A 26799-nucleotide genomic window follows, 5' to 3' on the forward strand; every position below is an offset into this window, starting at 1 on the left:
CTGGGCCGCCCCAAGGCGCGAGGGCCCCCTCGGGTGGCAGCGTAGTACGCGAAGCGACAAGCGTGGGGGCCATGTCAGACTGTGACAAGCATGAGGGCCAGCGGCAGCACCGGCACCAGCGCATCGACCCGGTCCAGCACGCCGCCATGGCCGGGCAGCAGGCCGCTGGAATCCTTGGCGCCGGCACTGCGCTTGACCAGGGACTCGACCAGGTCGCCGACCACGCTGAAGGCGGCCAGAAAAATCATGGCCAGCAAGGTCACCGGCAGGCCGTATTGCGCGGCCAGCCGCGCGTAGAGGCTGTTCCCGGTGGTGTCCAGCGCCACCCAGGCGATACACAGTACCAGCACCCCCAGCATGCCGCCCCAGACGCCCTCCCAGCTCTTGCCCGGACTGATGGCCGGCGCAAGCTTGCCCTTGCTGAAACGTCCGCCCAGGCCCTTGCCAGCAAAATAGGCGCCGATATCGGCGACCCAGACCAGCAGCAGCAGCGACAGCAGGAACTCGATGCCGATGAAGCGCGCCTGCGCCACCGCCAGCCAGGCCAGCCACAGCGCCAGCACGCCCACCACCAGTCGGACAGCTCGCGGAATGCGCGGCCAGCCAGCCACGCCGCTGCGCAGCAGCCAGGCGCCGACCAGTACCCAGGCCGCGCCCGCCAGACGCCATAGCAGCGGCAAAGGCTCCTCCAGCATGCCAAGGTCCCAGGACATGGCGCACAACACCACACAGGCGAAACCGACCACCAGCGAGGCGATGGGTCCGTAGCCGTTCAGGCGGCCCCACTCCCACGCGCCGGCGGCAATCAGCACCACGGCGACAGCACCAAACGGAATGGGTGTCGGGGAAAAAAGCGCCGGCAGCAGGATGGCCAGCAGCACGATAGCGGTGATCACGCGTTGCTTAAGCATCAGGCGACTTTCACGGTAGAGGGTTGGGTGCCAGGCACAAGCTGGCCGGACGTCTTGCCGAAGCGCCGCTCACGGCTGGCGTACACCGCGATCGCTTCATCCAGCGCGGTATCGTCGAAATCAGGCCAAAGTTTGTCTGAAAAATGCAGCTCGGAATACGCCACCTGCCAGAGCAGGAAGTTGCTGATGCGCAGCTCACCGCCGGTGCGGATCAGCAGGTCCGGGTCTGGTACGTGGGCCAGCGCCAGCGCGCGGTCCAGCGCCATCTCGGTGATCTCCTGGCCGCTGGCGGCCAGCTTGCGGGCAGCCTGGGCAATGTCCCAGCGTCCGCCGTAGTTGAAACACACGTTGAGAACCAGGCGGCTGTTGTCTGCCGTCGTCGCCTCGGCCTGGGCCAGCCCGGCCCTGACCTTCTCGGAGAGTTGCTGGCGTTCGCCCACAAAATGTAGCTGCACGCCGTTGGCCTTGAGGGACGGCACCTCGCGCGCCAGCGACAGCGCCAGCAGTTCCATCAGGCCCGAAACTTCCTCCGCAGGACGGTTCCAATTTTCGGATGAAAAAGCAAACACCGTCAGCACGCTGATGCCGCGGGCCATGCAAGCCTTGACACAACGGCTCAAGGCGCCCACGCCCTGTTGGTGGCCGGCCACACGCGGCAGGAAACGTTTGGTCGCCCAGCGGCCGTTGCCGTCCATGACGATGGCAACGTGGTGGGGAACCGGTGAGGGGCTGGAGGTGACCATGTCAGCAATCAACGCCGGGGCGCTGATCAGACCGCCATGATGTCTTGTTCTTTGGCGGCGACCAGCTTGTCGACATCCGCAATGAACCGGTCGGTAGACTTTTGCACGTCGTCATGCGCGCGGCGCTCGTCATCTTCCGATGCCAGCTTGTCCTTGACGAGCTTTTTGACGCCGTCGTTGGCGTCGCGGCGCAGGTTGCGAATCGCGACCTTGGCGTGTTCGCCCTCTCCCCGCACGACTTTGGTCAGCTCCTTGCGGCGCTCTTCAGTCATGGCCGGCATCGGCACCCGGATCAAGTCGCCCTGCGCAGCGGGATTAAGCCCGAGGTCGGAATCGCGGATGGCTTTTTCAATCTTGGCGCTCATGCCTTTTTCCCAGGGGGACACGCTGATGGTGCGTGCATCAAGCAGCGAGACGTTGGCGACCTGGCTGATGGGCACCATGGCGCCGTAGTAATCGACCTGGACGCTGTCCAGCAGGCCGGGATTGGCACGGCCGGTGCGAATCTTGGTCAACGCCTGTTTGAAGGAGTCCAGCGACTGCTGCATTTTCTGCTCGGTGCTGCTCTTGATATCAACAATGCTCATGATGGAATCTCCGGATGGATCTTGTTTTTGCAAAAGTTGCGATGGGCCTGCAGCGGCCGCGAAGCCTCAGACGTGAACCAGGGTTCCCTCGTCCTCGCCCTGCACCACGCGCTTGAGGGCGCCGTGCTTGAAAATGCTGAAAATCTTGATCGGCAGCTTCTGGTCGCGGCACAGCGCGAAGGCGGTGGCATCCATCACTTCCAGGTTCTTGCCAATGGCCTCGTCGAAGGTGATGTTGGTGTAACGCGTCGCCGTCGGATCTTTTTTCGGATCGGCGCTGTAGACACCATCGACCTTGGTGGCCTTGAGCACGATTTCCGCGCCGATTTCGGCGCCGCGCAGGGCAGCGGCAGTATCGGTCGTGAAAAACGGATTGCCGGTGCCGGCCGCAAAAATCACCACCTTGCCTTCCTCCAGGTATTGCAGTGCCTTGGGCCGAACGTAGGGCTCAACGATACGCTCGATGCCGATGGCCGACATGACGCGCGGCGTGAGGCCAGCCTTGTCCATGGTATCGCCCAGGGCCAGCGCATTCATCACCGTGGCCAGCATGCCCATGTAGTCGGCGGTGGCCCGGTCCATGCCGACCGAGCCGCCTGCCACACCGCGAAAAATATTGCCGCCGCCGATCACGACGGCAACTTCCACACCCAGGCGCGTGACTTCGGCAATTTCCTCAACCATGCGCACAATCGTCGCGCGGTTGATGCCGAAGGCATCGTCTCCCATCAAGGCTTCACCTGAAAGTTTCAACAAGATTCGCTTGTAGGCTGGCATGAGGGAAGTTCCTGTCGTTTTTATGGGCGTAAGTTTAGCGGCCTTCCGGGTCAATGGGGGCTGATCAGCCCTTGGCAGCAGCCACTTGTGCGGCCACTTCAGCGGCAAAATCGTCGACCTTTTTCTCGATGCCTTCGCCGACGACGTACAGCGTGAAAGACTGCACGCTCGTGCCTTTTTCCTTGAGCATCTGCTCGACGGTCTGCTTGTCATTCTTCACGAAGGACTGGTTGTGCAGGCTGACTTCCTTGAGGTATTTCTGCACGCCGCCTTCGATACGCTTGGCAACAATTTCAGGCGACTGCACCGGCTTGCCGGCGGCTGTTGCCACGGACGCATCTTCAGCGGCCTTGGCGGCGGCCACCGAACGCTCACGCGCCACCAGTTCGGCCGGCACCTGGTCGCTGGACAGCGACACCGGCTTCATGGCCGCCACGTGCATGGCCACATCCTTGGCGGCAGTTTCGTCGCCGTCAAACTCGACCACCACGCCGATGCGTGTGCCGTGCAGGTAGGAAGCGAGCTTGCCGCTTTCGAAACGCTGGAAGCGGCGCACAGACATGTTCTCGCCAATCTTGCCGATCAGGCCCTTGCGTACGTCTTCCACCGTCGGGCCAAAACCGTCCAGGCTCAGGGGCATGGCGCCGACAGCGGCCAGGTCGGTCGGCTTGTTCGTGACGATGCCCTTGGCGACCGCATCGGTGAAGGCCAGGAAGCTGTCGTTCTTGGTGACGAAGTCGGTTTCACAGTTGATCTCGACCAGCGCGCCGATGCCGCCTTCGCTGTGGTAGGCGATCACGCCTTCAGCGGTAATGCGGGAAGCGGCCTTGCCTGCCTTGTTGCCCAGCTTGACGCGCAGGATTTCCTCGGCTTTTTCGAAGTTGCCTTCGGCTTCGGTCAGTGCTTTCTTGCACTCCATCATCGGGGCGTCGGTTTTTGCGCGCAGTTCTGCGACCATGCTTGCTGTGATTGCCATCTTCGGTTCTCCGTGTGTCGTGTTGACTTCAAATAAATACAGGGGCCTTTGGACAAGGCTGTGAAAAAGGGGCTACGCGAGCCCCTTTTTCGCGTCAGGCGCAGGGCCGGACCGATCAGGTAGCGGCGTTTTCCACTTCGACGAATTCGTCGGTGCTTTCAGCAGAAACCATCTTGACGACTTCATTGCCGGCGCTGGCACGGCCTTCGATGATCGCGTCGGCGATGCCGCGTGCGTACAGGGCCACAGCCTTGGACGAGTCATCGTTGCCGGGAATCACGTAGTCGATGCCGATGGGTGAGTGGTTGGAGTCCACCACGCCGATCAGCGGGATACCCAGCTTCTTGGCTTCGAGGATGGCGATTTTGTGGAAACCCACGTCGATCACGAAAATCGCGTCCGGCAGTGCATTCATGTCCTGAATGCCGCCGATGTCTTTTTCCAGCTTTTCCATTTCGCGCTTGAAGGTTAGCTGCTCTTTCTTGCTCAGGGAGTCGAGGCCGACTTCCTGCTGGGCCTTCATTTCCTTGAGGCGCTTGATCGAGGTCTTGACCGTCTTGAAATTGGTCAGCATGCCGCCCAGCCAGCGCTGGTCGACAAAGGGCACGCCGGCGCGTTTGGCTTCCGCAGAGACCAGCTCGCGGGCCTGGCGCTTGGTGCCGACCATCAGGATGGTGCCGCGGTTGGCGGAGAGCTGCTTGGCGAACTTCATCGCGTCCTCGAACATCGGCAACGATTTTTCGAGGTTGATGATGTGAATACGGTTGCGATGGCCGAAAATATACGGGGCCATCTTCGGGTTCCAGAAGCGGGTTTGGTGGCCGAAATGGACGCCAGCTTCCAGCATTTCACGCATGCTTGTTGACATAGAGATACTCCAAAGGTTGTGTCTAAAATCAGCGCTTATCGCCTGGAGAGCTCATTTGCATAAGTCCCGCAGGCAACACCTTGAATGGCTGATTTGCGATTTATTGCGCGAAGGGCCGGACGGCCTCTCGTACAACTCGCTGAGTATAACATCCTGCCACTGGGCCGGACTGGCCTGATCACCCGCCAAATTGGGGCGCCCACCCAAGCCACCGTCCCGCCCGCCTCATCCACACTATAAAAATGATAGCTACCCATGTCCGCCTGACATGGGCTACGACCCGATTTACCCAGGAAACCATGCCTTTTCCCCTGATCCCCTCGATTTCCCCCGGTTTACACCGGGTCAGGCCATGAAAGTCGCCGTCATAGGCGCCGGCATCATCGGCATCACCTCCGCCTGGGAACTGGCCCTGGACGGCCATGAAGTCACGGTGTTCGAGCGCCGCGGCGCGGCTGCGGAAGAAGGCAGCTTCGCCAACGCCGGCGTGGTCGCGCCCGGTTACGTCACGCCCTGGGCAGCCCCTGGCATGCCGCGCAAAGTGCTCAGCCACCTGTTGAGCCGCCACGCCCCGGTCACCCTGAGCCTGCCGCTGTCAGGCAGCGAGCTGGCCTGGATCTTGAAATGGTGGCGCGCCTGCAAACTGGAGACCTACCTGGCCAACCGCGCCCGGCTGCAGCGCCTGGCGTTTTACAGCCGGGAACGCCTGCACCAGATCACCGCCGACCGGCAGCTCGAGTACGACCGCAGCCCCGGCTACCTGGTGCTGCTGCGTACGGAAGCCGATGCCCGCATGATCGAGCCCGGCCTGCAGGTGCTGCGCGACGCCGGTGTGAGCTTCCGGCAGGTCGGCAGCGACGAGGCACGCAAAATCGAGCCGGCGCTCAACCCGGACACGACCTTGCTGGGCGCGGTGCACCTGCCCGATGACGAGGTCGCGAATTGCCGCCAGTTCGCGCTGCTGCTGAAAACCGAAGCCCAACGCCTGGGTGTAAATTTTGAGTTCAACAAGGCGGTAGCCCATATGGACCGGGCACAACCAGCTACTTTTTTGATAGCAGGGGAAACTCAACCACGCAGCTTCGACGCCGTCGTGCTGTGCGCCGGATTGGCGTCGGCACGGTTGCTCAGGCCGTTGGGCATAAAAATTCCACTGGCGGCGATATACGGCTACTCAATCAGCGCCCCGATTCGCGAGCCGCTGAATGCGCCGCGCAGCGCGCTGATGGACGAACGCTACAAGGTCGCCATCTCGCGCTTGGGCAACCGCGTGCGCGTGGCCGGCAGCGCCGAAATCGGCGGCAACCCCGACAAAAAACGCGCGGCCTCGGTGCAGACGCTGTACAAGGTGCTGCAGGACTGGTTCCCGGGCGCGGCCCACACTTCAAACACAGGCGCCAGCGTGCAGGAATGGAAAGGCGCCCGCCCCATGCTGCCGGACGGCCCGCCCATCATCGGCGCCAGCGGCCTGCCCGGCCTGTGGCTGAACCTGGGGCACGGTTCCAGCGGCTGGGCGCTGAGCTGCGGCAGCGCGCGGGCGCTGGCGGACGTGATGGCAGGCAAGGCTGCCGACATAGACATGGAAGGCTTGGGCATTGCACGGTTAAGTGAATCTTGAGCCAAGCTTGTTGATGCCACGCCTTGTTGCATGTTTCGCGTTTCAATATTCACCGCACCGCGTGTTCAATAAAACGGGTTGCGCACTACTAGATTGCCGCACGATTGCATTACGGTAATTGGGCATTCAGGCACGCTCACGCGAAATGAGCTGATGCAAGAACCGCAACCGGTTGGCCAATTCTTTGCATAGAATTTGCAGGATTTGCTGCGCCACCTCAGGATGCTGCTGGCTGAGCGTGTCAAATCTTTCGCGACTCAAGGTGAGAGAGACCAGCGACTCAACAGCCACCACATCGGCGGCGCGGGGCGAGCCATCTAAAAACCCCATTTCACCCAAAATAGCACCTGCATTGACCCCCGCCAAGCGAATCGTTCCGCCGTGAATCAACACATCAGCGCGGCCGCTGGCTATCACGTGCAAGTCGCGTGTTTTTTCCCCCACTTTCAGCACATGGTCACCTGCGGTGTAGTCGCGCCGCTCAAAACAACCCCTGAGCAGGGTTTGTGCGGTCGAGTCAAGATCGACAAGCAACGCATTCAAGTGGAAAGCATCGCTTTCGAAGGCGTCCGTGCGCGGGCGCTGTTCGTCAAGCAGTTGGTTTTCGCAAACTTCCAAAGCGCGATCCAGATCGGAAAAACCATCTGCGTGGCCCGGTCGGGCACAGTGGAACACGCTCACGCCACGCAAGGCTACAGACTTCTCAAAGCGATCGAGCATGAGCGCCAGCGTAGTGTCATGCGAGGCCACGGCACGCCAGTCCAGAATCAGCCACTGTGGCTGCGTGCTTTGCGGCAACAACGCTTCAATTTCTGCTCGCAGGGTTCGTGCTACACCAAAATACAGCGCCCCCTGCAGCCGCACGCTCAAAATGCGCTCGCCGTGCTGGGTCAGCAGCGCTGTGTCGCTGGAAGAGCGCGCGCAGTTCGATCGCCAGGCTCTGCCATCGTGCACGTCTTTGATGGGGCTTTTACCGTTGCGTTTGGCAAACAACACCAAGCCCAAAACCATGCCCGCCACTAAGGCAGCCACCATGTTGGCCATCGCACCCAATAGCGTCACCAAAACGACAATCAACAAATCTTCGCGTTGCATCGCACCCATGGCCTGGCGCGCGCGGGGCTGTAAAACATAGCGCCAGACCAACTGCACGCTGGGTGGATCCACCAAGTCCCTGACTAAAAACAACAACAGTCCAATAATCGCTGCGCTAGGCACCCAGGCCAGAAAGTCCAAACCATAAAACAGCAGTGCCAGAATGGAAAACACGATCAGCGATCCGGGGGTCAGTCCACCCGTTCGCATGGTCACCAACGCTGGGGTCGAGGAGCCACTCATGGGCACCGATCCCAGGCAGGCACTGATGACTTTTCCTGCGGACAAAAGCATCACCTGCCGGGTATCTGGCAGCGGCTTGTCATCGACCTGTGAAATCGTTTCAACCACCGTGATGGTGTTCAAAAAAATCACCACGCCCAACAAAGCGCTTGCCACCGCAGTGTGCAGCAGCAATGCACCCAGCGCGCCATGGGCGGGGTCTAAAACGCGCCAGTCCATCAAGGCAATGGGCAATACCCATTGCGTGTCCGGTGAGAGGATGGGTGGCAACGCATACCCCAGCCGCATCAAAATGATTGCCCCCAAGCTGGCCGCCGCCAAACCCAACACACCAGCGGGCAGCTTTGGATTGAGACTGCGCGCAGCATAAGCGACAGCAAAACAAATGGCCGCAATCATCAGCGAAGGCCAAGCCCCCTCAAACGAGCCGGCAAGCAAGGCAAGGATCTGCTTGCCTTGGCTGATCACCAAAATCAAGGCTGTGGCATTGAGGAACCCAGCAAACACGGGCGCCGGTATGAAGCGGGTCAGGCGTTGCAGGCGAAAGGCGTAAAAAACAGGTTGCAGTAACGCTGCGCCAATGCAAACCATCACCACCAGGCTCAGGCGGGTCACAGCGGTATCTGCCAAACCCCATGCCTCGAGTCGCGGCACAAAGCTGTCAATAAAGCCAATTAGCAGGGAAACCTCAAAAAAACGCGTGAAATAAGTCAGGGGCCGCTGTGAGAAGGCAGCGCACAGATTGGTTACTGCAATCCCACAAAACATCGCCAGCATCAAGGGGCCGATCATCTGTGGGCCAATTTTGTAGGCCACAAACCCGAGCGCACCCAGGGTGATGGGAAGGGCACTGCCGAGGGCTTCAAGCGCCGTGAAGAAGGTTTTAAACATCAGGAAATTTCAACGACTTTTTTCATGCCGCGAGATTGCTCAACCAGTGCGCAGCGCATCTTCAATTGCGATGCACTTACAGATCCCAGAATTCAAAGTCCACACAGTGAGCCTTGGGTAAAAGCGACTGCCACTTTCTGCCACGCATTAGTACTGAATGCTGGCAGAAATGGTACGTGAATACCGTTCTGAATATTTTGGATCTTCTGGATCTCCCGCTACAAGCGGCATGAAGTTGGGCATGATGGCGGCCACTTTGCCGCTGATAATTTTCAAATCTGCGTGAAACTTTAGTTGAGCCTGCAGCAACTGCGGCGATGTGAAAGCGTAAGTGGTGTCGAAAAGGTTGGGCCAGATCGTCGCGCTTTTGAAGAACATCTCTTCCGCCATTTCGGCCCGGTACAAATCATCGGGCTCGCACACGTCACCCACCAGCTTCACGCCAGCACCATCTGACAATTCTTTTGGCGGCGGCACCCGCAGCCGCAGGAATTTCCAGGCCGCCAGATTGGTACCGGCCGGGCCAGGTGCTTGGGGCGTAATGTCATTGGCATAGCTGTAGTGATCGGCGGCGTGCGACACCGTAACGTCCCACATATAGATCGCCAGCGCTTTGGCCAGCACACCGGGTACGAAAATTTCTTTCCCGTCCGGAAAGCCGTAGAGATTGGCGCTGATGTAGTTGGCCCATCGTTCCACGTAGGTGTCATTTGGACTTGCCTTGAGAATCTCTGAGGCCACTGTGGTGCAGAAGCTCAAAAACGGTTCAAAGTAAAGACTTAGACAACGACCGTAGTCAATGCTGGTATCCATCCAGGGGGTCATGTAGTTGTATTTCGGATACAAGTCCGGGCGCTCTGGAAGACCCGCGTAGCCCGCGCCAAACATGCGCTTGATCACCAAGCCCGTGGCCGTGAGTGGGTCAAACCAGGTTCCCGGTGGGTTGCTACTGAGCACACCATCTTCAGTTTCAAGAACTGCGTTATTCACGGCCAGCGCATAACTGCTGTGAGCAGACAGCAGTTGAAACAGTGGGTGAGTGTGCGGCACTGCGGTCTTGGTGATCGCGTTGACCGTATCCATCGGGAAATGCAAGGCCGGGTGTACCACAAACAAGCCGATGTAGGACGCCCCTTGCAGGGCGTAAGCCTTGGCCAAATTCCAGGCTGGATCGCCAGGACGCACTTCCAGCTGCTGCTGCGCAATGACTGGCACATTGATGCTCACGCAAGAAAACTGATCACCGTTGCGCGAGAAGACGCAGTTCACCGGCCAGGAGTAGGTGCCCTGCAATGTCGCGTCGGCGATCAAGTCCATGGCATAGAAACGTGACACCCAAATATTGCCCTCAACATTTTTCAGACACCGCGCATGCACCGAATTTGTCATCATCCGGACGAACTCGGCATCCGACGGTATCGGCAGCTGGCTGCCAGCGACCGCATTGGCCGCCGCCCCACCGGGGTAAAAAGTCAAGGTCTTGAAGTAGCGTGAGCCAATAGCCTGATTCCAGAGCAGCGTCTCAACCGGCGGGATATTCAGAATTTCGGGCGCGTGCTCCATCGGGTACGAGGGACTGGGCTGGGGCCAAGGCCCCTTGCGCTGGTAGAGAAATTGATCGGCTGCCAGGTCGGGCTGGCTCCATTGGGGCTTCTTCATGACGCAGTCTTCCTCTCTATTCTTGCTTTTTGAATCGGTTGGCATCTCGTGCCAGATATTTTCATTTCCGCTTCAGCCTGCGGCTCACACCGTGCAGCCGAGCACGAAGAAGTGTTCACGCAAATCCGACCATCACCATGAGCGAATACCCTGAGTAGCCATTCGGTGTGATTTTGGGTGCACCAGCCTGCTGTCAGAAATTGCGTTTTCTGTTTCATGCCTTTGCCATTAAAGTAGGCACACCGAGCGCCCCTCAAAGCCCATGACTCACTACGCCCGCCTTCTCTGGATCGTCCTGTTTGCCATACCCTGTTATGCGCTGCCTGCCGCAGCACAGGATTCAAGGCTCGCATTGTCGTCAAACACAACTGAAGTGGCCTTGACGCCGTGGGTGCGCATCGTCAAGGACGCCGACAAAAACAAAACCGTCGAGCAAATTCTCAATTCGCCCCTGGCGATGCCGCCAGGAGATGCCGGTGGCGCGATTAATTTTGGCTACACAGATGCGGCTTATTGGTTTGTGATTCCGCTGGACAATACCGAAAAAAATCCACTGGAGCGCCTGCTGATGTTCGAGCCCACCTGGCTCGACGAGGTCAACGTCACGCTAGTTGATGCCAGCGGGCAACTACAGACCCAGGTCGGCGGCGACACCCTGCCTTTTGCGCAGCGCGCAGAGCTGCGCCGACAGATCAATTTCAATTTGGTGTTGCCGCCCGGCCAGAGCACGCTCGTCGTACGCGTCGCCAGCCGCGATACATTGTTTTTGGTCATGTCCTTGCTGGACCGCAGCGCGTTGAATCAATTGGCGTCTGGGGAAGCGGCCTTTTTTGGTTTTTTCTATGGCGCATTGATTGCGCTGATTGCGTTCAACTTTGTGCTGTACCTCTCGGTGCGCCAGCCGATGTACCTGGCTTACTGCGCCTATGTTGGGGCATTTCTGTTAATCCACTCGGTGTACAACGGGCACGCCTTCGGTCTGATTTTTCGCCAGTGGCCCGAGCTGTCCAACTGGGCGCATTCCCTGTTTGCTTACCTCTTTGCACTGTCCGGGCTGGTTTTTGCCAGTGTGTTCCTTGACCTGAAGCACAAGCTTCCACGCATATACGGGGTTTGGCAGAAATTTTTGCTCGTATTTGTTGTGTACTTTTTTGCGACGTTTCCCTTTGGTTACGGCGTCCATGCGCGTGGAGCGGTCACTTGGATCGCCATCTGTTCTGTCTTCGTCCTGGGTCTTGGCATTATTTCCATGAAGCAAGGCAACAGCGTTGCCAAGTACTACCTGGCAGCCACCGCAGCCGGCCTGATTGGTACCGCCATTACGTCATTGACGGTACTTGGAATTCTGCCTTACACCTTCGCAACCTTCAGGGCCGTTGACTTTGGCATGTTGGTGGATGCCATCCTGCTGTCACTGGCGCTTGCTGAACGAATTTCACGGGTCAATAGTCTCGAGCGTTTGCGGCGTTTCTTTTCCCCCGCCGTGGCCAATCAGTTGCTCTCGGCACGCAACGAGGATTTGTACCGCCCGCATCAGCGCGAGATCGTGGTGGTTTTTCTGGACTTACGCGGCTACACCAGTTTTACCCTGAAGCACGGGCCTGAAGAAGTCATGCGTATGCTGGCCGAGTTCCATGCAGTCATGGGGGAATTGATCGCGTCGCATGGTGCTACCCTGGAGCGATTTGCGGGCGACGGGATGATGCTATTTTTCAACGACCCGGTTGAGATCCCGGATCCCGCCGTTAAGGCTTGCCGAATGACCATGGAAATGCAATCGCGTTTTGAAGATTTGCAAAAAACATGGGCGGCGCGCAGTTACAGCCTGTCATTGGGCGTTGGCATTGCCCAAGGCGTGGCCACTATTGGCGCCATCGGCTTTGAGGGGCGGCGCGACTATGCCGCCATTGGCAATGTGACCAATCTTGCCGCGCGACTTTGCTCACAGGCGCAGGGCGGACAAACCATCGTATGCAGCGTGGTCGCGAAAAACGTCAGCACAACGCTTTCGGTACAGCCCATGACCTCGCTGAGTTTGAAGGGTTTTGACGAGCCGGTTGAGTGCTTCGAGCTGGGCACACCGCTTGGGACAACGCTTTTGGCGCCAGCAATACCCAGGCGGCCCCAGGAGATTACTGCTGTGGCTTAAGCATGCCCGCAGTTTTATCGGTTGCCGCATAGATATCCTGGGTACGCCGAAGCAAACAGCCCCAGGCCAACGCACCCCCGTAAAATCGATTTCGTTCACGTGTTGCGTATTCCTGCAGGTGCTTCAAACAGCATGACGGGCTGATGCAAAAAATCACGACAGCACACAGCCAACCACTTTTTGATGTGGCGACTACGCAGTCGAGGTGTCGGTTGATAACCTCGGCGTTGACCTGACGGCCATGGAGCCGGCAGCGCGCGCGCCGTCGCCGACCTGATCGCGGCCAGAACGCCCGAGATCGACATGGAAGGGCTGGGGCTGAGCCGACTCAAGGCCTGAAACGCATGAAGCGCATGAAGCCCCTGATGCCCCCACAATCAGTCCATGCAACTCGTCTCCAGCGCCCTCAGCCTGCCGCTTTACAGCATTGCCGCCACGCGGCATTTTGAGCAGGCCGCAGCAGCCACCCTGCCCGCCCACGCCCTGATGCAGCGCGCCGGGCTGGCTGCAGCCCGCCTGAACCTGGCGCTGGCGCCCCATGCGCAGCACATCTGGGTCGCCTGCGGCCCAGGCAACAACGGCGGCGACGGCCTTGAAGCCGCGATGCATCTGCACCAGTGGGGCAAAAAAGTGACCGTGACCTGGCTGGGCACACAACAGGCAACACAGGGGCCGGCTGACGCGCTGGCTTCTCACGCCAGGGCGCGGGCTGCGGGGGTATTGTTTTCACAGACACCGCCCGCCGATTTCGACTTCGCCCTGGACGCCCTGCTGGGCATAGGGGCTGCGCCACGCAGCGCGGGCGCAAGCCCCCGCGTCGATCCGCTTTCACACTGGTTGGCACTGCTGCGCGGCAGCCCGCAACCCGTGCTGGCGCTGGATATTCCGAGCTTGCTCGATGCGGATACAGGCACCGACCTTGTGCTCGAATCCGCTATTGAATCAATAGCTGCTCACGCGCACCCGCAAAGGGCTGGAGCCCGATTTACCTTGACATTTTTGACCCTGAAGCCGGGTTTGTTCACGGGCGCCGGGCGTGACCTGGCCGGGCAGGTGTGGTGGGACGATTTGGGTGTCATCGGCCCCCTCGACATGTCGCCAAACGCCTGGTTGGCGGGCCAGGACCGCGCCGACACCACTGGCCGCGACCAGGCCAGCCACAGCAGCCACAAAGGCAGTTTCGGCGATGTAGCCATCGTCGGCGGCGGGTCGGCGGGCATAACCCACATGGCCGGCGCCGCTTTGCTGGCCGGGCGTGCCGCCCTGCATGCCGGCGCCGGCCGGGTGTTTGTCGCCCTGCTCGGCAGCCCAAGCCTGACGGTGGACCCGCAGCAGCCAGAGCTGATGTTTCGCAGCCCGGACGCCTTGGACCTGACCCATCAAGTCGTGGTTTGCGGTTGTGGCGGTGGCGATGCCGTCGCCGCTGTGCTGCCAAAAATCCTGTCGCAGGCAAAGTCCCTGGTGCTGGACGCCGATGGGCTCAACGCCGTCGCACGCGACACGCAGTTGCAGACCCAGATGCGCGCCCGCGCCGCTCGGGGCTGGCACACCATCCTGAGTCCGCACCCGCTCGAAGCCGCGCGCCTGCTAGGCAGCACTACGGCCGCCGTGCAAGCAGATCGCCTGACAGCGGCAAGCCGGCTGGCCGCACAGTTTCAGTGTGTGGTGGTGCTCAAGGGCTCGGGCACTGTGATCGCCGCGCCCGGCGCCATCCCGATGATCAACCCCACCGGCAATGCGCGCCTGGCCACGGCCGGAACCGGCGATGTGCTGGCGGGCATGCTGGGCGCCATGCTGGCTGCCGGGCTACCGGCCCTTGAAGCCGCCAGCAACGCCGTATTCCGGCACGGCCAGCTTGCGGACGACTGGGCGGCGCAGCATCCCGGCCAGGCGCTGACCGCCTCGCGGCTAGCCAAGAACCATCAGGCCGATTTGCAGCAGCAACAGCAGCACCAGCGCTGACAGGTCCACACCGCCAATCTGCGGGATCACCCGGCGCAGCGGCGCCAGCAGCGGCTCTGTCAGACGGCCCAGCAGGACATACATCGCCGAGCCGGGCTGCACCCAGGAGATGATCGCAAAGGCCAGCACCGCCACAAATGCGACCTGCAGGGCGACACGCAGCAGCATCTTCAGCCCAGCCAGCAGCAGCGCCGGCAACAGCATGAGGTTAAGGTCCGCCATGGCCTGCAGGCCACCTGAAAGCGCACCGATCAGCAGCGCGCCCAGCAAGGCGTACAGCAGTGCCAGCACAAAGGCCGCCAGCACGCTGGCCCAGTCCACACGCGATTGCGCCACGGCTACGGGCAACACACGCCGCAGGGGCTTGACGATCCAGTCGCTCACCGCCATCACGAAGATGCCGGGCTGCGCGCGCATGTTGATGCGCAGGTAGTTCATCCAGGCACGCAGCAGGGTAGCCCCAATCAACACAAAAAACAGCGTCTCAAGCAAAAAGGCCAGGATACGGATCAGCATGTCGCTCAGCGCCTCGGTTTTTTGCTGGACTTGCGCCCGGCACTGCCGGCCGACTTCTTGACCGCTGCCTTGAGCGCCTGGATCGGCGAGACCGACGCGCGGCTGCCGCCGGCACTGCTGCCGCGTCCACCAGCGCCCTGCCCGCTTCGCTTGTCGGCGCGTTTGTCCACACGATTGTCGCCACGCGCCTCGCCCGCACTGCGGTTTGCGCCGCGCTCCTGCTCGGGCAGGTCGGTACTGCGTCCGCCGGTCTTGTCCTTCATGGCACGGGTCAGCAACTCCTCGCCTTCGCGGACCAGCCGGAAATCGATCTTGCGCCCGTCCAGGTCCACCCGGCTGACCTGCACCCGCACCCGCGTGCCGATGGCGTAACGGATGCCGGTGCGTTCACCGCGCAGCTCCTGGCGCGCCTCGTCAAAACGGAAATACTCGCCGCCCAGTTCGGTGATGTGCACCAGGCCTTCGACATACATCGCGTCAAGCGTGACAAAGATGCCGAAGCCTGTGGCCGCCGTCACCACACCGCCGAACTCCTCGCCCAAATGCTCGCGCATGTACTTGCACTTGAGCCAGGCTTCCACGTCGCGGCTGGCCTCGTCGGCACGCCGCTCGTTGGCGCTGCAATGCAGGCCGGCTGCCAGCCAGGCCAGTTGATCCACGCTGACCTTTTTCGGTTTTTGCGTCGGGTCGCTGACCCGCGAGGCCAGCCGCTTGGACAGCTTGGCCTCGGCTTCGCCAGGCGTGGGCAGTGACGGCAACTGGTAAGTCGTCTGGTTCAGGATGGCCTTAATCACGCGGTGCACCAGCAGGTCGGGGTAGCGCCGGATCGGACTGGTGAAGTGGGTGTAGGCCTCGTAGGCCAGGCCGAAGTGGCCGTTGTTCATCGGCGTGTAAATCGCCTGCTGCATGGATCGCAACAGCATGGAATGGATTTGCTGTGCGTCCGGCCTGTCCTTGGTGGCCACCGCTATCTGCTGGAACTCACTCGGGCTCGGGTCGTCGCTGATGCTTAGCCCGAGGCCGATGGCCTTGAGGTAGTTGCGCAGCATGTCCTTTTTCTCAGGCGTCGGGCCTTCGTGCACACGGAACAGACCCACGTGTTTGCTCTGCGAAATATAGTCGGCCGAACACACGTTGGCCGCCAGCATGGCCTCCTCGATCAGGCGGTGAGCCACATTGCGCGTGCGTGGCACGATTTTTTCGATGCGGCCGGCGTCATCACAGACGATCTGGGTTTCGGTGGTTTCAAAATCCACAGCGCCGCGCACGCTGCGCTCCTTGAGCAGCGCCTGGTAGACATCGTGCAGGTCCAGCAGGTGCGGCACCAGGGCCTTGCGCTGCGCCGCTTCCGGACCGCGTGTATTGGCCAGAATGGCCGCGACCTCGGTGTAAGTAAAGCGTGCATGGCTGAACATGACGGCCGGGTAAAACTGGTAGGCGTGGACCTCGCCCTTGGCATTGACCAGCATGTCGCAAACCATGCACAGACGCTCGACATTGGGATTCAGCGAACACAGACCGTTGGAGAGTTTTTCCGGCAGCATTGGAATCACGCGACGCGGAAAATAAACGCTGGTGGCCCGGTCGTAGGCATCAACGTCAATCGCACTGCCGGTCTCCACATAGTGGCTCACATCGGCAATCGCCACCAGCAGGCGCCAGCCCTTGCCGCGACCAACCTTGGCTGGTTCGCAATACACCGCATCGTCAAAATCACGTGCGTCTTCGCCGTCGATGGTGACCAGCGGAACGTCGCTCAGATCAACACGGTGCTTTTTGTCGGCGGGACGCACCGTGTCCGGCAAGGTGCGGGCCAGCGCCAGCGCCGCGTCACTGAACTCGTGCGGCACACCGTACTTGCGCACCGCGATTTCGATCTCCATGCCAGGGTCGTCAATCTCGCCGAGCACTTCCTTGACGCGTCCGACCGGCTGGCCGAACAGCGCCGGCGGCTCCGTTAGCTGTACCACCACAATCTGGCCGGACTTGGCGGTGCCGGTAGCCCCTTTGGGGATCAGCACGTCCTGGCCGTAACGCTTGTCTTCAGGCGCCACCAGCCAGACGCCGCTTTCCTGCAACAGCCGGCCGATGATGGGGTTGGATGAGCGTTCTATGATTTCGGTCACCCGGCCTTCGGGCCGGTTCTTGCGGTCATGCCGCACGATGCGCGCCTTGACGCGGTCCTTGTGCAGCACGGCGCGCATTTCGTTGGGCGGCAGGTAGATGTCGGCCTCGCCGTCATCGCGCTGAACAAAACCGTGGCCATCACGGTGGCCCGAAACGGTGCCTTCAAATTCGGCAAGCAGCCCGGCGCCCTGGCCAGTATTTTGTGTAGTTGTTTTGATAAGTGATCTCTTTCTTGAGATGGTTAATTGTCGGAAATTAGCAAAAAATGCGCCCGTTGCCGGTCCTCTTCCGCCTTAGGTGGGGGCAGCCAAAAAGACTGCAACATGAATGAAATTTTTTGAAGTTCGCCCCCGGAAAATCCGTTCTGTAATGGTACACTGCTGGCTGTGCCCGGGTGGCGGAATTGGTAGACGCGCACGGTTCAGGTCCGTGTATCGCAAGATGTGGAGATTCGAGTTCTCTCCCGGGCACCAGATACAGCAAAACCAGCGAAAGCTGGCTCAAAAAAGGCCACTGCCAATTCAGTGGCCTTTTTGTTTTTCAGGCCTTGCAGCACTGTCGCTGCGCCCACGGCCCATGCGCTGTTTGCGCCTGTCACCTCAGACAGGCACGGCCACCAGATCATGGCCCTGGGTGCCGACAATCCTGGCCTTCGTGAATTCTCCGACCTTCAGCGTCTTGCTGATTTTCTCGGGCGGCAGCAGTTTCACCACGCCATCAATCTCCGGCGCATCGGCATAACTGCGGCCCACGCCACCTTTTTTGCCCATGCCTGGCGCCGAGTCCACCAGCACCTGCATGGTCGCCCCCACACGTTGCTGCAGCTTCTGGCTGGAAACTGCCTCGGCCACCGCCATGAAACGCGCCCTGCGCTCTTCGCGCAGTTCCAGGGGCAGCATGCCAGGCAGCGCGTTGGCCGTGGCGCCATCGACCGGGCTGTAGGCAAAGCAACCCGCCCGGTCTATCTTCGCCTCACGCATAAAATCGAGCAGGTGCTCAAACTCCGCCTCGGTCTCACCAGGAAAACCGGCGATGAAGGTGCTGCGGATCACGATCTCGGGGCACATCTCGCGCCAGCGCGCGATGCGCTCCAGATTTTTCTCGCCGCTGGCCGGCCGTTTCATGCGTTTGAGCACGTCGGGATGGCTGTGCTGCAAAGGCACGTCCAGATAAGGCAGCACCTTGCCGCTGGCCATCAAAGGAATCACTTGGTCCACACTGGGATACGGATAGACATAATGCAGCCGCACCCACGCGCCATAAGGCTCAGCAATCTCTCCGAGTGTCTGCACCAGCTCTAGCATGCGGGTCTTGACCGGCTTGCCGTCCCAGAAGCCGATGCGGTATTTGACGTCCACCCCATAGGCCGAGGTGTCCTGGCTGATCACCAGCAGTTCCCTGACACCGCCCTCAAACAGCGCGCGTGCCTCGCTCAGCACATCACCAATCGGCCGCGACACCAGATCGCCGCGCATCGAAGGAATAATGCAAAAGGTGCAGCGGTGGTTGCAGCCTTCGCTGATCTTCAGATAAGCATAGTGACGCGGCGTCAGCTTGATACCTGCAATGCCGAAGGAATTGGGCACCAGGTCCACAAACGGGTTGTGCGGCTTGGGCAGGTTCAGGTGCACCGCGTCCATCACCTCCTGGGTGGCGTGCGGGCCGGTCACGGCCAGCACGCTGGGGTGCATCTGCCGCACCAGGTTGCCACCGCCGTCGCCGGCCTTGGCGCCCAGGCAGCCGGTGACGATCACCCGGCCGTTTTCGGCCAGCGCTTCACCGATGGTGTCCAGACTCTCCTTGACCGCATCGTCGATGAAGCCGCAGGTGTTGACAATCACCAGGTCCGCGCCCTCGAAGGTTTTGGAGGTCTGGTAACCCTCGGCGTTCAATTGTGTGAGGATCAGCTCCGAATCGGTCAAGGCCTTGGGACAACCGAGGCTGACAAAACCGACGCGCGGAGCCTTGTTTGAAGAGATGGAGGGTGCGGGAGAAAGGACAGCGCTCATGCCCCTATTGTCTCAGAGCCGACTGTCACGCACTCGCGGCGCCGGAAAGCACCTTCAAGGCACTGTCAGCGCTTCAGGCCGAGGGCAGCCAGCATCTGCTCGCTTTGCTTTTGCATCTGTTCCTGCATCTGCGTGAACACGGTTTTGGACTGCTCGACATAGCTGCCCATCATGCCCTGCATCATCGGCGACTGCGCGTTGATGAACTGCGCCCACAACTCAGGCGTCAGCCCCTTGGACTGCTCGGACATCTTGACCTGCAGGTCCATGAAGGATTGAACATTTTTTTCGAGGTAGCTGCCCATGAAACTCTGCATCGCGTTGCCATAAAAACGGATGATGTTGCCCAGCACCGCCTCGGTGAACATGGGCGCGCCACCGGTCTCTTCTTCCAGAATGATCTGCAACATGATGCTGCGCGTCAGGTCCTCGCCGGTCTTGGCATCACGCACCACAAAGTCAGCCGTGTCCATCACCAGTTGTTTGACATCGGCCAGCGTGATGTAGGTCGAGGTATCGGTATCGTAGAGACGGCGGTTCGGGTACTTTTTGATGATGCGCGGTTTGGCCGCCTTGCCGCTGCCGGCCGCAGCATTGCCCGACGACAGCCCCGGTTCGGTGGTCTGATTTTTTGACGAACTGGTGGGCTTGCTTTTTGGCACTGCGCGAACTCCTGGGGATGGCTGCCTGTGCTGGTGCACAGGTCTGGTTTGCATTCTAGGAAGTATGCATACCAACAATCCTCTTGGTTTACCCTGTGTGCACTGTGGAGACCACAGCAATCAGGAAAATTGAGGGAATTGGTAGGCGCGATTGGACTCGAACCAACGACCCCCACCATGTCAAGGTGGTGCTCTAACCAGCTGAGCTACGCGCCTAAGGACTGTTCGACTCAGTTATTGTAGCAGGGCAAAGCACAGTCCTCGGGCTGCCTGAAATATTTGTCAGCAAAAGTCAGCGCCTTCGTGCCGACCGCACACCCGCGACCTCGGCCACGACCGCCAGCACCTGGTTCAGACGCCCCGACTCCGTCACCTCCACCGTAAAGGTCATCCATGCCGTGCCGCCGCGGTTGTCCTTGACCGATTGCGTCTGCACACCGATCACATTCATTTTTTCTTTGGCAAACACCTCCGAAATATCGCGCAGCAAACCCTGACGATCGGCGGCCTCGATGGTCACGTCGACCGGGTAGACCGAGCCGCCGCTGTTTTTGGACTGACTCCACTCGACCTCGATCACGCGATCGGGGCTGCCTCCGGCCATATTGCGAAAATTACTGCAATCGCTTCGGTGGATGCTCACGCCCTTGCCCTTGGTCACAAAGCCGAGGATGGCGTCTGGGGGTGCGGGCTTGCAGCACTTCGCCAGTTGCGTCAGCAGCGAGTCGATGCCCACCACCAGCACACCACCCTTGCTGCTGCGGCCTGCGGACTTGTCCGGTCTGGCCTTTTTGGCCAGCACATAATCGTCCTGCGTCGGCGCGGGCTCCGGCGGCTTGAGCATGTTTTCAATGGTACGCAGGGACAATTCATCCTTGCCGACCACCTCGAACAAATCCTCGGCACTCTTGAAACCGAGCTGTGCTGCCACATCCTCCAGTTTCATAGTGGTTTTGCCTTCGCGCTGCAGCAGCTTTTCAACCGCCTCGCGCCCACGCGCAACCGTCTGCGTCATGGCTTGCGCGTTGAACCAGGCGCGCACCTTGGACTTGGCGCGGTGGCTCGCCAGGAAGCCCAGCTCGGGATTGAGCCAGTCGCGCGAGGGGCCGCCCTCTTTGGCAGTCACCACCTCGACGGTTTGCCCGTTTTGCAGCGGCGTGTTCAGCGGCACCATGGCGCCGTCCAGCCTTGCGCCGCGGCAGCGGTGGCCCAGACTGGTGTGCACGCTGTAAGCAAAGTCCAGCGCCGTCGCGCCCTGGGGCAACTCGACCACGGCCGCATCGGGCGTCAGCACATAGATGCGATCCTCGAACAGGCCCTGCTTGGACTCACGCGCCTTCGCCGATGCCGGTCCCGACAGGTCGCGTTCCCAGGCCAGAAGCTGACGCAGCACGGCAATTTTTGCGTCGTACTCGCTACTGGCCGAAACACCGCTGTAACCCTTGGCACCGGCTTCCTTGTAGGCCCAGTGTGCGGCGACACCATGTTCGGCATGGTCATGCATGGCCTGGATGCGTATCTGGATTTCGACCGCGCGCTGTTGCGCGTCGCGGACCACGGTGTGCAGCGACTGATAGCCGTTGGACTTGGGCTTGGCGATGTAGTCGTCGAACTCCCCTTCCACCGGCGTGAAGTTGGCGTGCACGAAACCGAGCGCCGCATAACAACCCTTCACATCGGCGGCAATCACGCGCAGGGCGCGGATGTCGAAGACCTGCTCGAAGTCCAGCGACTTGCCGCGCATTTTTTTGACAATGCTGTAGATGTGTTTGGGCCGACCCTGAACCAGCGCTGCAATCCCGCCGCTGTTGAGGTCGCGCTCAAGCTGAGCGCGCAAGGCCTCCATGAAGCCTTCACGCTCGGCACGTTTTTCATCCAGCAGGCGCGCGATCTGTTTGTAGGTATCGGGTTCGAGAAAACGGAAGGCCAGGTCCTCCATCTCCCATTTGATCTGCCAGATGCCCAGCCGGTTGGCCAGTGGCGCGAACACATGCAGCGACTCGCGCGCCACAGCCAGCGGGGGCTGTTGGCGAATCGTTGCAAAGTGGCGCAAGGTCTGCAGCCGTGATGCCAGTCGCAGCATGACCACCCGCAAGTCACGCGAAAACGCCAGCAGCATCTTGCGAACATTCTCGGTTTGCGCGGCAGGGTCTTCCGTCAGTTGCGCCTTGGCATTGGCGGCGCGAGCCTGCTTTTGCACATTCACCAGCTTGGTGGTTTCCATGGCCAGTGCTGCGAAGTTGGCGCCAAAGGCCTTGGCAATGACCTCCTGAGGCTTGTTCAGGTGTGCGCAGGCATGCACCAGGTAGGTGGCAGCCTGCATCGCCTCAGAGCCGCCTATGGTTTTGAGGATCGCCGCCACCGCGTCCGCATGGGCCAGGATGTTTTCGCCCGTGTCCAGCATCTCGCTGGCGATCAACGGCTCGGCAAAGGCGCGCGCGCGTACCAGGGCATGCGGCTGGTCCGACAGGCTGTCCGCAGTCGCCGTCACGATGGACGCGTTGACACTGTGTGAAACGGGTATTGCGGTCGAGGCACCCTGCCCGACCCCGGTATTTTTCATGGCGAGGCTTCAGACAAAAAGAAAATCACTGACCGTGCTGACCTGGTCCAGCGTCACCAACGTGGGCGCATGCCCCACGCCTTCAAATTCCACCACCCGCCCGCGTGGTCCCCGCTGGGTCATGACCAGCGCGGTATCGTGGCTGAGAAGGTCCGACTCGGCACCACGCAAGATCAGCACCGGCGCCTGGATCTGATCGTAGAGCTGCCACAACATCGCCTCGCCTTGGCGTGCAGATTCCTCGGTCGCCGCACGCACCACAACGGCAATCGCCGGGTCGTAATGCAGCATCACGCGGCCATCTTCAGCATCCGGCACGGGCTTGACCATATGTCGCGACAAAGCCAACCATTGCTCGGGCGTGTGCGGGCCGAAACTCGTAGACACGGCCCACATCGCATCGGCAGCTTGTTGCAGCGAGTCGAAATGCCCGGCCTTGCCGAGATAGGCCGCAATGCGCTGAATGGCCGTCCATTCGATGGCCGGTCCCACATCGTTGAGCACCAGCTTGCGCACCGGCGCAGGCAAGGGCGAGCCGGGCTGGCTGGCAATTGCCATCCCGATCAGCCCGCCCATGCTGGTGCCGACCCAGTCCAGCGTGGTCACGGGTGCTTGGTGGTTCAAGTGGGCCAGCAACGTCACCATGTCGGCGGCGTACTGCGGTATCTGGTAGGCCATCGGGTCCTTGAGCCAGTCGCTCTGCCCGCGGCCGGCCACGTCCGGACATACCACACGCGCCTGATCTGCCAGGTAGCCGGCCAGCACATCAAAATCCCTGCCCTGCCGCGACAAGCCATGCACACACACCACCACGTGCGGATTTTCCGCATCGCCCCACTGCCAATACGCCATGCGATGACCGCCGGCGGCGTCGGCACAGGGTAAGTAGTTCAGCGTAGGTTCGGTCATTGCGCGGGAATCCAGGTTGGAAGCTTGATAATTGACGAAGCCGCTTTTCAGCGTTTCGATTGCATCGTAAATCATCCGGAGAAAAAACTTCATGCTCAAAGGTAAAACTGCCCTCGTGACCGGCTCCACCAGCGGCATCGGTCTGGGAATCGCCAGGGCGCTGGCGCAACAGGGCGCCAATATCGTGCTCAACGGCTTCGGCGATACCGACGGACCGCAGGCGGAAATTGCCGCCTGCGGCGTCAAGGTGGCCTACCACGGTGCCGACATGAGCAAGCCTGCGGAGATCGAAGCCATGATGGCGTTTGCGGCCACGAAGTTCGGCCAGGTGGACATCCTTGTCAACAACGCCGGCATCCAGCATGTGGCAAAGATCGAGAACTTTCCGGTCGAGCGTTGGGACGCGGTCATCGCCATCAACCTCAGCAGCGCCTTCCATGCCACACGCCGGGCCCTGCCCGCCATGCAGGCTGCTGATGGCGGCAGGGGATGGGGACGTATCCTCAATGTGGCCTCAGTGCATGGACTGGTCGGTTCGGCAGAGAAATCCGCCTATGTCGCAGCCAAACACGGCATCGTCGGCCTGACCAAGGTCACCGCGCTGGAAAACGCCACCACGGGTGTCACCTGCAATGCCATCTGCCCGGGTTGGGTGTTGACCCCGCTGGTACAAAAACAGGTCGATGCCAAAGCTGCCGCCGGCAACATCTCCAACGACGAGGCGACTCGCCAATTGCTCGGCGAAAAGGAGCCGTCGATGCAGTTCACCACGCCCGAAGAGCTGGGCGCGCTGGCGGTGTTTTTCTGTTCACCCGCCGGCAACAATGTGCGCGGCGTGGCCTGGAACATGGACGGGGGCTGGGCAGCACAATAGGCCTGCACCAGCGACCTCCGCCGATAGCGCGGCGGTTTCACCCATGCCTTGGGTTCCTCGCTTTGTCCTACAAACGGGACAGTGCGGTTCTGACATCACTTCCTGAAGACCACCCTAAATTGGTGCTTGTATTCAGCGTGCCCACGCCTCTTTTAGGGCCTGGTTTGTCATCCAACAAGGAGTCATCGTGATCCCATCCAAGAAAACTTTATCCACCATCGCTTTCGCGGTAGCCGCATTCGCTGCTGCGTCCGGAGTCAGCGCTCAAACCACGAACACTTCAGCTTCAGGTAACACCTCCTGGTATGCACCCAACAGTGCGTACATCGGTTTCAACGCCGGGCAATCGAGTTATCGTCAAGGCTGCGGCACTGGCGCCTTCAACTGTGGCGACAAGGATGATGCTTACAGCATCTATGGCGGCAGCATGCTGAACAATAACTTCGGCCTGGAGCTCGGTTACATCAACATGGGGGACATCGCCCGCGGCGGTGGCACGACCAAGGCCCAGGGCGTAAATCTGAGCCTGGTAGGCAAGCTGCCACTGAGCCAGTCTTTTGGCCTGTTTGGCAAGGTCGGCACCACCTACGGCCGCACCAGCGTGTCGTCCCTACCCGGTTCGGGCGTCCCTGCCGGTAACGAAGACGGTTTTGGACTGTCCGTCGGCGCCGGGGTGAGCTACGATTTCTCCGAGCGCTGGTCGGCGGTCCTGCAATGGGATCGTCACGATTTCAAATTCGCTGGTGCCGGACGCGAAAATATCAACGCCACCACCGTCGGTCTGAAGTACCGCTTCTAAAAACCGTCAGCCATCGGGATAGGGGCCGATCATCGCTGACCGGACCCCTCCCACACCACCCGGCATGCGGGCCCGCACCGGGCGGTTCGAGAAGTTGAGGTCATGAGAGTCGGGGCAATCCCATCGTGTCGAACCAAGCGATGGTCAGCACGCTATTGAGCAGCTTCCCGCTGTTGCGCCACCAGCGGCGGCTGTTCGCCGCCACCCGCCTTGCAACTCCGGACGCGGCCCCCAGTGCTCGCAGCTCGCGATTGATGGTCGTGCCGCGCCGCCACTGCTTGAGCTCAATGGCGCGTAGCCGGTGGCGCAGTCCCCCGTCCCGCTCGCGCCAGATTCCAGGCGTTTGCGCCAGTCCGAAATACGCCTTCCAGCCTAGCAAGTAAGGCCGCAGCCCTTCCACCACCTGGCTCATGCTGCGTCCGCCACTGCGGCGCCTCAGCCACCGAACCCTCTGCTTGAACGTCGCCAGCGGTTTGCTCGCCACCTTGCGTTTGACCGTCCCATCCCGTGCCACCCAGAAGCTGTAGCCCAGGAATTTGCGGCTGAACACGCTGGCAACCGCGCTCTTGGCTTCGTTGATCGTCAGTTTGAGCTTGCCGTACAGGCCGCGCAACAGCGCCATCGCCCGCTCACCCGCGCGGCGGCTGCGAACGTACACGTTGCCGTCGTCGGCGTAGCGTGCAAAGCAGTGGCCCCGCCGCTCCAACTCCTTGTCCACCTCGTCAAGCAATACATTTGCCAGCAACGGCGACAGGGCTCCGCCTTGCGGCGTGCCATGATGCCTTTGCTGCACCACACCATCACTCATGATCCCGCTGTTCAGATAGGCCCGGATCAGTCGGATCACTCCAGCTTCACCGATTCGTCTCTTTAGGCGGTCAATCAGGATGTCGTGATTGACACGGTCAAAGAATTTCTCCAAGTCCACGTCCGCCACGAAGCGCCGACCAGACTGAACATACGCCTGCGCGGCCAATACCGCGCCCTGCGCACGCCGTCCCGGCCGAAAGCCATGGCTGTGCTCGCTGAAGGTGGGGTCCACAATCGGCTGGAGCACCTGTAGCAGCGCCTGCTGGATCAGTCGGTCCGTCACCGTCGGGATGCCCAGCTCACGCTCGCCCCCATCCGGCTTGGGGATCGTCACCCGTCGCACCGGACTGGGCCGGTACGTTCCTGCCAGCAGTTGCTCGCGGATCACGGGCCACGCGGTTTGCAGATGTCGGCCCGTCTGGTCTGTGTCCAGTCCGTCCACGCCCGCCACCCCTTTGTTGGCCCGCACCCGCTTGAACGCGCGTTGCAGGTTGTCTCTCTCTCTCTCTCTCTCTCTCTCTCTCTCTCTCTCTCTCGTCAGCGCCGCTTGGCAAGCAGCGCTGTCCCTGTGCTCTTGGTGTCACGTCGCGGGCCGCCGGCTTCGTCGCTGACGGGTTCACACACGGCTTCACCGTACGCTTGCCCCATCCGCCCCGCTCGCGCGGGCATCTGACACTGTGCCTGTGACATCAACATGGCCATCGAACACTCCTTCTCGTTTGGCCCTTCGCTTTCGGTCTTGGCTTGTGACAAGCGTTGCCTACGGCTACTACGACCTCTGCTGACTTCTCGCTCCGACTTGCGCCCTCGCCCTTTCAGGCATGAGGCGCGATCTCCCCAGGTAAGAGCGCACTCCTTCATCACACAACCGCCGGATTTACGCCGCCTTGCTTTGATCACGGGAGCTTTGCGGTTTCATGCCCGCTCGCCCTGCTTGGCAACGCCTTCTATCCGGTTCTTGTCCATCGGCTCGCAATTTATGCTCCACGCTTCCTTCCCACACTCGGTCGCCCTCATGCAGTTGCGCTTCACTTCGTTCGTTGTGATCAAC

At 60.8% G+C, this 26799-nt stretch carries 19 protein-coding genes, 2 tRNA genes and 1 pseudogene; 6 read left to right on the forward strand and 16 right to left on the reverse strand.

What is annotated here, in order from left to right:
• Nucleotides 1-74 precede the first annotated feature (74 nt).
• From Q8O29_RS00455 to rpsB, 6 genes are all read right to left on the reverse strand, one after another.
• The gene (locus Q8O29_RS00455; protein WP_305560088.1) at nucleotides 75-911 is read right to left on the reverse strand and encodes a phosphatidate cytidylyltransferase; all 837 of its coding nucleotides are present in this window, start codon (nucleotides 909-911) and stop codon (nucleotides 75-77) included.
• The gene (gene uppS / locus Q8O29_RS00460) at nucleotides 911-1654 is read right to left on the reverse strand and encodes a polyprenyl diphosphate synthase (RefSeq protein WP_305560089.1); all 744 of its coding nucleotides are present in this window, start codon (nucleotides 1652-1654) and stop codon (nucleotides 911-913) included. The genes Q8O29_RS00455 and uppS overlap by 1 nt, the downstream gene beginning before the upstream one ends.
• A gap of 26 nt (nucleotides 1655-1680) precedes the next feature.
• Nucleotides 1681-2241, reverse strand: coding sequence for a ribosome recycling factor (frr, locus tag Q8O29_RS00465; protein WP_305560090.1), 561 nt, complete (start codon nucleotides 2239-2241; stop codon nucleotides 1681-1683).
• A gap of 66 nt (nucleotides 2242-2307) precedes the next feature.
• Nucleotides 2308-3018 carry a UMP kinase gene (gene pyrH / locus Q8O29_RS00470; RefSeq protein ID WP_305560091.1) on the reverse strand — a complete coding sequence of 237 codons (711 nt, stop codon included), beginning with the start codon at nucleotides 3016-3018 and terminating at the stop codon, nucleotides 2308-2310.
• A 64-nt stretch (nucleotides 3019-3082) separates the two neighbouring features.
• Nucleotides 3083-3994: a translation elongation factor Ts gene (gene tsf / locus Q8O29_RS00475; protein WP_305560092.1), complete on the reverse strand. Its 912-nt coding sequence runs from the start codon at nucleotides 3992-3994 to the stop codon at nucleotides 3083-3085.
• Between the two features lie 115 nt (nucleotides 3995-4109).
• Nucleotides 4110-4862 (reverse strand): 30S ribosomal protein S2, encoded by a 753-nt coding sequence (gene rpsB / locus Q8O29_RS00480; protein ID WP_305560093.1) that lies wholly within the window; start codon nucleotides 4860-4862, stop codon nucleotides 4110-4112.
• 352 nt (nucleotides 4863-5214) lie between these two features.
• Between rpsB and Q8O29_RS00485 the strand changes: the two genes are divergently transcribed.
• Nucleotides 5215-6480, forward strand: a complete 1266-nt coding sequence (locus Q8O29_RS00485; protein ID WP_305560094.1) for a D-amino acid dehydrogenase — start codon at nucleotides 5215-5217, stop codon at nucleotides 6478-6480.
• Nucleotides 6481-6606: 126 nt separating this feature from the next.
• Here Q8O29_RS00485 and Q8O29_RS00490 read toward each other — a convergent pair whose 3' ends face one another.
• Both Q8O29_RS00490 and Q8O29_RS00495 read right to left on the reverse strand, forming a co-directional pair.
• Complete coding sequence (locus tag Q8O29_RS00490) at nucleotides 6607-8709, reverse strand: cyclic nucleotide-binding domain-containing protein (RefSeq protein ID WP_305560095.1); 2103 nt, start codon at nucleotides 8707-8709, stop codon at nucleotides 6607-6609.
• 147 nt (nucleotides 8710-8856) lie between these two features.
• Nucleotides 8857-10368, reverse strand: a complete 1512-nt coding sequence (locus Q8O29_RS00495) for a hypothetical protein (protein WP_305560096.1) — start codon at nucleotides 10366-10368, stop codon at nucleotides 8857-8859.
• Between the two features lie 262 nt (nucleotides 10369-10630).
• On the opposite strand from Q8O29_RS00495, the gene Q8O29_RS00500 reads away from it, so the two are divergent.
• Complete coding sequence (locus tag Q8O29_RS00500; RefSeq protein ID WP_305560097.1) at nucleotides 10631-12517, forward strand: 7TM diverse intracellular signaling domain-containing protein; 1887 nt, start codon at nucleotides 10631-10633, stop codon at nucleotides 12515-12517.
• Nucleotides 12518-12901: 384 nt separating this feature from the next.
• Complete coding sequence (locus Q8O29_RS00505; RefSeq protein WP_305560098.1) at nucleotides 12902-14479, forward strand: NAD(P)H-hydrate dehydratase; 1578 nt, start codon at nucleotides 12902-12904, stop codon at nucleotides 14477-14479.
• On the opposite strand, the gene Q8O29_RS00510 is transcribed toward Q8O29_RS00505, so the two are convergent.
• Together Q8O29_RS00510 and rnr are read right to left on the reverse strand one after the other, a co-directional pair.
• Complete coding sequence (locus Q8O29_RS00510) at nucleotides 14426-14995, reverse strand: YggT family protein (RefSeq protein ID WP_305560099.1); 570 nt, start codon at nucleotides 14993-14995, stop codon at nucleotides 14426-14428. The genes Q8O29_RS00505 and Q8O29_RS00510 overlap by 54 nt on opposite strands.
• 5 nt (nucleotides 14996-15000) lie before the next feature.
• Entirely contained in the window at nucleotides 15001-17301 is a 2301-nt protein-coding gene (rnr, locus tag Q8O29_RS00515; RefSeq protein WP_305560108.1) for a ribonuclease R, read from the reverse strand.
• A 209-nt stretch (nucleotides 17302-17510) separates the two neighbouring features.
• Between rnr and Q8O29_RS00520 the strand changes: the two genes are divergently transcribed.
• A tRNA-Leu gene (locus Q8O29_RS00520) sits at nucleotides 17511-17595 on the forward strand.
• A gap of 126 nt (nucleotides 17596-17721) precedes the next feature.
• On the opposite strand, the gene rimO is transcribed toward Q8O29_RS00520, so the two are convergent.
• The 5 genes from rimO to Q8O29_RS00545 form a co-directional block, all read right to left on the reverse strand.
• Entirely contained in the window at nucleotides 17722-19131 is a 1410-nt protein-coding gene (gene rimO / locus Q8O29_RS00525) for a 30S ribosomal protein S12 methylthiotransferase RimO (protein ID WP_305560100.1), read from the reverse strand.
• A 65-nt stretch (nucleotides 19132-19196) separates the two neighbouring features.
• Complete coding sequence (gene phaR / locus Q8O29_RS00530; protein ID WP_305560109.1) at nucleotides 19197-19739, reverse strand: polyhydroxyalkanoate synthesis repressor PhaR; 543 nt, start codon at nucleotides 19737-19739, stop codon at nucleotides 19197-19199.
• Nucleotides 19740-19932: 193 nt separating this feature from the next.
• Nucleotides 19933-20009, reverse strand: a tRNA-Val gene (locus Q8O29_RS00535).
• A 76-nt stretch (nucleotides 20010-20085) separates the two neighbouring features.
• On the reverse strand, nucleotides 20086-22356 hold the full coding sequence (locus tag Q8O29_RS00540; RefSeq protein WP_305560101.1) for a bifunctional (p)ppGpp synthetase/guanosine-3',5'-bis(diphosphate) 3'-pyrophosphohydrolase: 2271 nt from the start codon (nucleotides 22354-22356) through the stop codon (nucleotides 20086-20088).
• Between the two features lie 9 nt (nucleotides 22357-22365).
• Nucleotides 22366-23265 carry an alpha/beta fold hydrolase gene (locus Q8O29_RS00545; protein ID WP_305560110.1) on the reverse strand — a complete coding sequence of 300 codons (900 nt, stop codon included), beginning with the start codon at nucleotides 23263-23265 and terminating at the stop codon, nucleotides 22366-22368.
• Between the two features lie 91 nt (nucleotides 23266-23356).
• Between Q8O29_RS00545 and Q8O29_RS00550 the strand changes: the two genes are divergently transcribed.
• Nucleotides 23357-24139, forward strand: coding sequence for a 3-hydroxybutyrate dehydrogenase (locus Q8O29_RS00550; protein ID WP_305560102.1), 783 nt, complete (start codon nucleotides 23357-23359; stop codon nucleotides 24137-24139).
• 187 nt (nucleotides 24140-24326) lie between these two features.
• Entirely contained in the window at nucleotides 24327-24938 is a 612-nt protein-coding gene (locus Q8O29_RS00555) for an outer membrane beta-barrel protein (RefSeq protein ID WP_305560103.1), read from the forward strand.
• 100 nt (nucleotides 24939-25038) lie between these two features.
• Here the strand turns inward: Q8O29_RS00555 and ltrA are convergent.
• Nucleotides 25039-26444, reverse strand: a pseudogene (gene ltrA / locus Q8O29_RS00560) (group II intron reverse transcriptase/maturase).
• Nucleotides 26445-26799: the final 355 nt, after the last annotated feature.

Origin of the sequence: Polaromonas sp. (assembly GCF_030689685.1) — a bacterium.
Lineage (GTDB): Bacteria > Pseudomonadota > Gammaproteobacteria > Burkholderiales > Burkholderiaceae_C > Polaromonas.

Bases quoted from the DNA above. Each gene is read 5' to 3' on its own strand.
- Q8O29_RS00455 (WP_305560088.1), bottom strand. From the start codon at position 911: ATGCTTAAGCAACGCGTGATCACCGCTATCGTGCTGCTGGCCATCCTG.
- uppS (WP_305560089.1), bottom strand. From the start codon at position 1,654: ATGGTCACCTCCAGCCCCTCACCGGTTCCCCACCACGTTGCCATCGTC.
- frr (WP_305560090.1), bottom strand. From the start codon at position 2,241: ATGAGCATTGTTGATATCAAGAGCAGCACCGAGCAGAAAATGCAGCAG.
- pyrH (WP_305560091.1), bottom strand. From the start codon at position 3,018: ATGCCAGCCTACAAGCGAATCTTGTTGAAACTTTCAGGTGAAGCCTTG.
- tsf (WP_305560092.1), bottom strand. From the start codon at position 3,994: ATGGCAATCACAGCAAGCATGGTCGCAGAACTGCGCGCAAAAACCGAC.
- rpsB (WP_305560093.1), bottom strand. From the start codon at position 4,862: ATGTCAACAAGCATGCGTGAAATGCTGGAAGCTGGCGTCCATTTCGGC.
- Q8O29_RS00485 (WP_305560094.1), top strand. From the start codon at position 5,215: ATGAAAGTCGCCGTCATAGGCGCCGGCATCATCGGCATCACCTCCGCC.
- Q8O29_RS00490 (WP_305560095.1), bottom strand. From the start codon at position 8,709: ATGTTTAAAACCTTCTTCACGGCGCTTGAAGCCCTCGGCAGTGCCCTT.
- Q8O29_RS00495 (WP_305560096.1), bottom strand. From the start codon at position 10,368: ATGAAGAAGCCCCAATGGAGCCAGCCCGACCTGGCAGCCGATCAATTT.
- Q8O29_RS00500 (WP_305560097.1), top strand. From the start codon at position 10,631: ATGACTCACTACGCCCGCCTTCTCTGGATCGTCCTGTTTGCCATACCC.
- Q8O29_RS00505 (WP_305560098.1), top strand. From the start codon at position 12,902: ATGCAACTCGTCTCCAGCGCCCTCAGCCTGCCGCTTTACAGCATTGCC.
- Q8O29_RS00510 (WP_305560099.1), bottom strand. From the start codon at position 14,995: ATGCTGATCCGTATCCTGGCCTTTTTGCTTGAGACGCTGTTTTTTGTG.
- rimO (WP_305560100.1), bottom strand. From the start codon at position 19,131: ATGAGCGCTGTCCTTTCTCCCGCACCCTCCATCTCTTCAAACAAGGCT.
- Q8O29_RS00540 (WP_305560101.1), bottom strand. From the start codon at position 22,356: ATGAAAAATACCGGGGTCGGGCAGGGTGCCTCGACCGCAATACCCGTT.
- Q8O29_RS00545 (WP_305560110.1), bottom strand. From the start codon at position 23,265: ATGACCGAACCTACGCTGAACTACTTACCCTGTGCCGACGCCGCCGGC.
- Q8O29_RS00550 (WP_305560102.1), top strand. From the start codon at position 23,357: ATGCTCAAAGGTAAAACTGCCCTCGTGACCGGCTCCACCAGCGGCATC.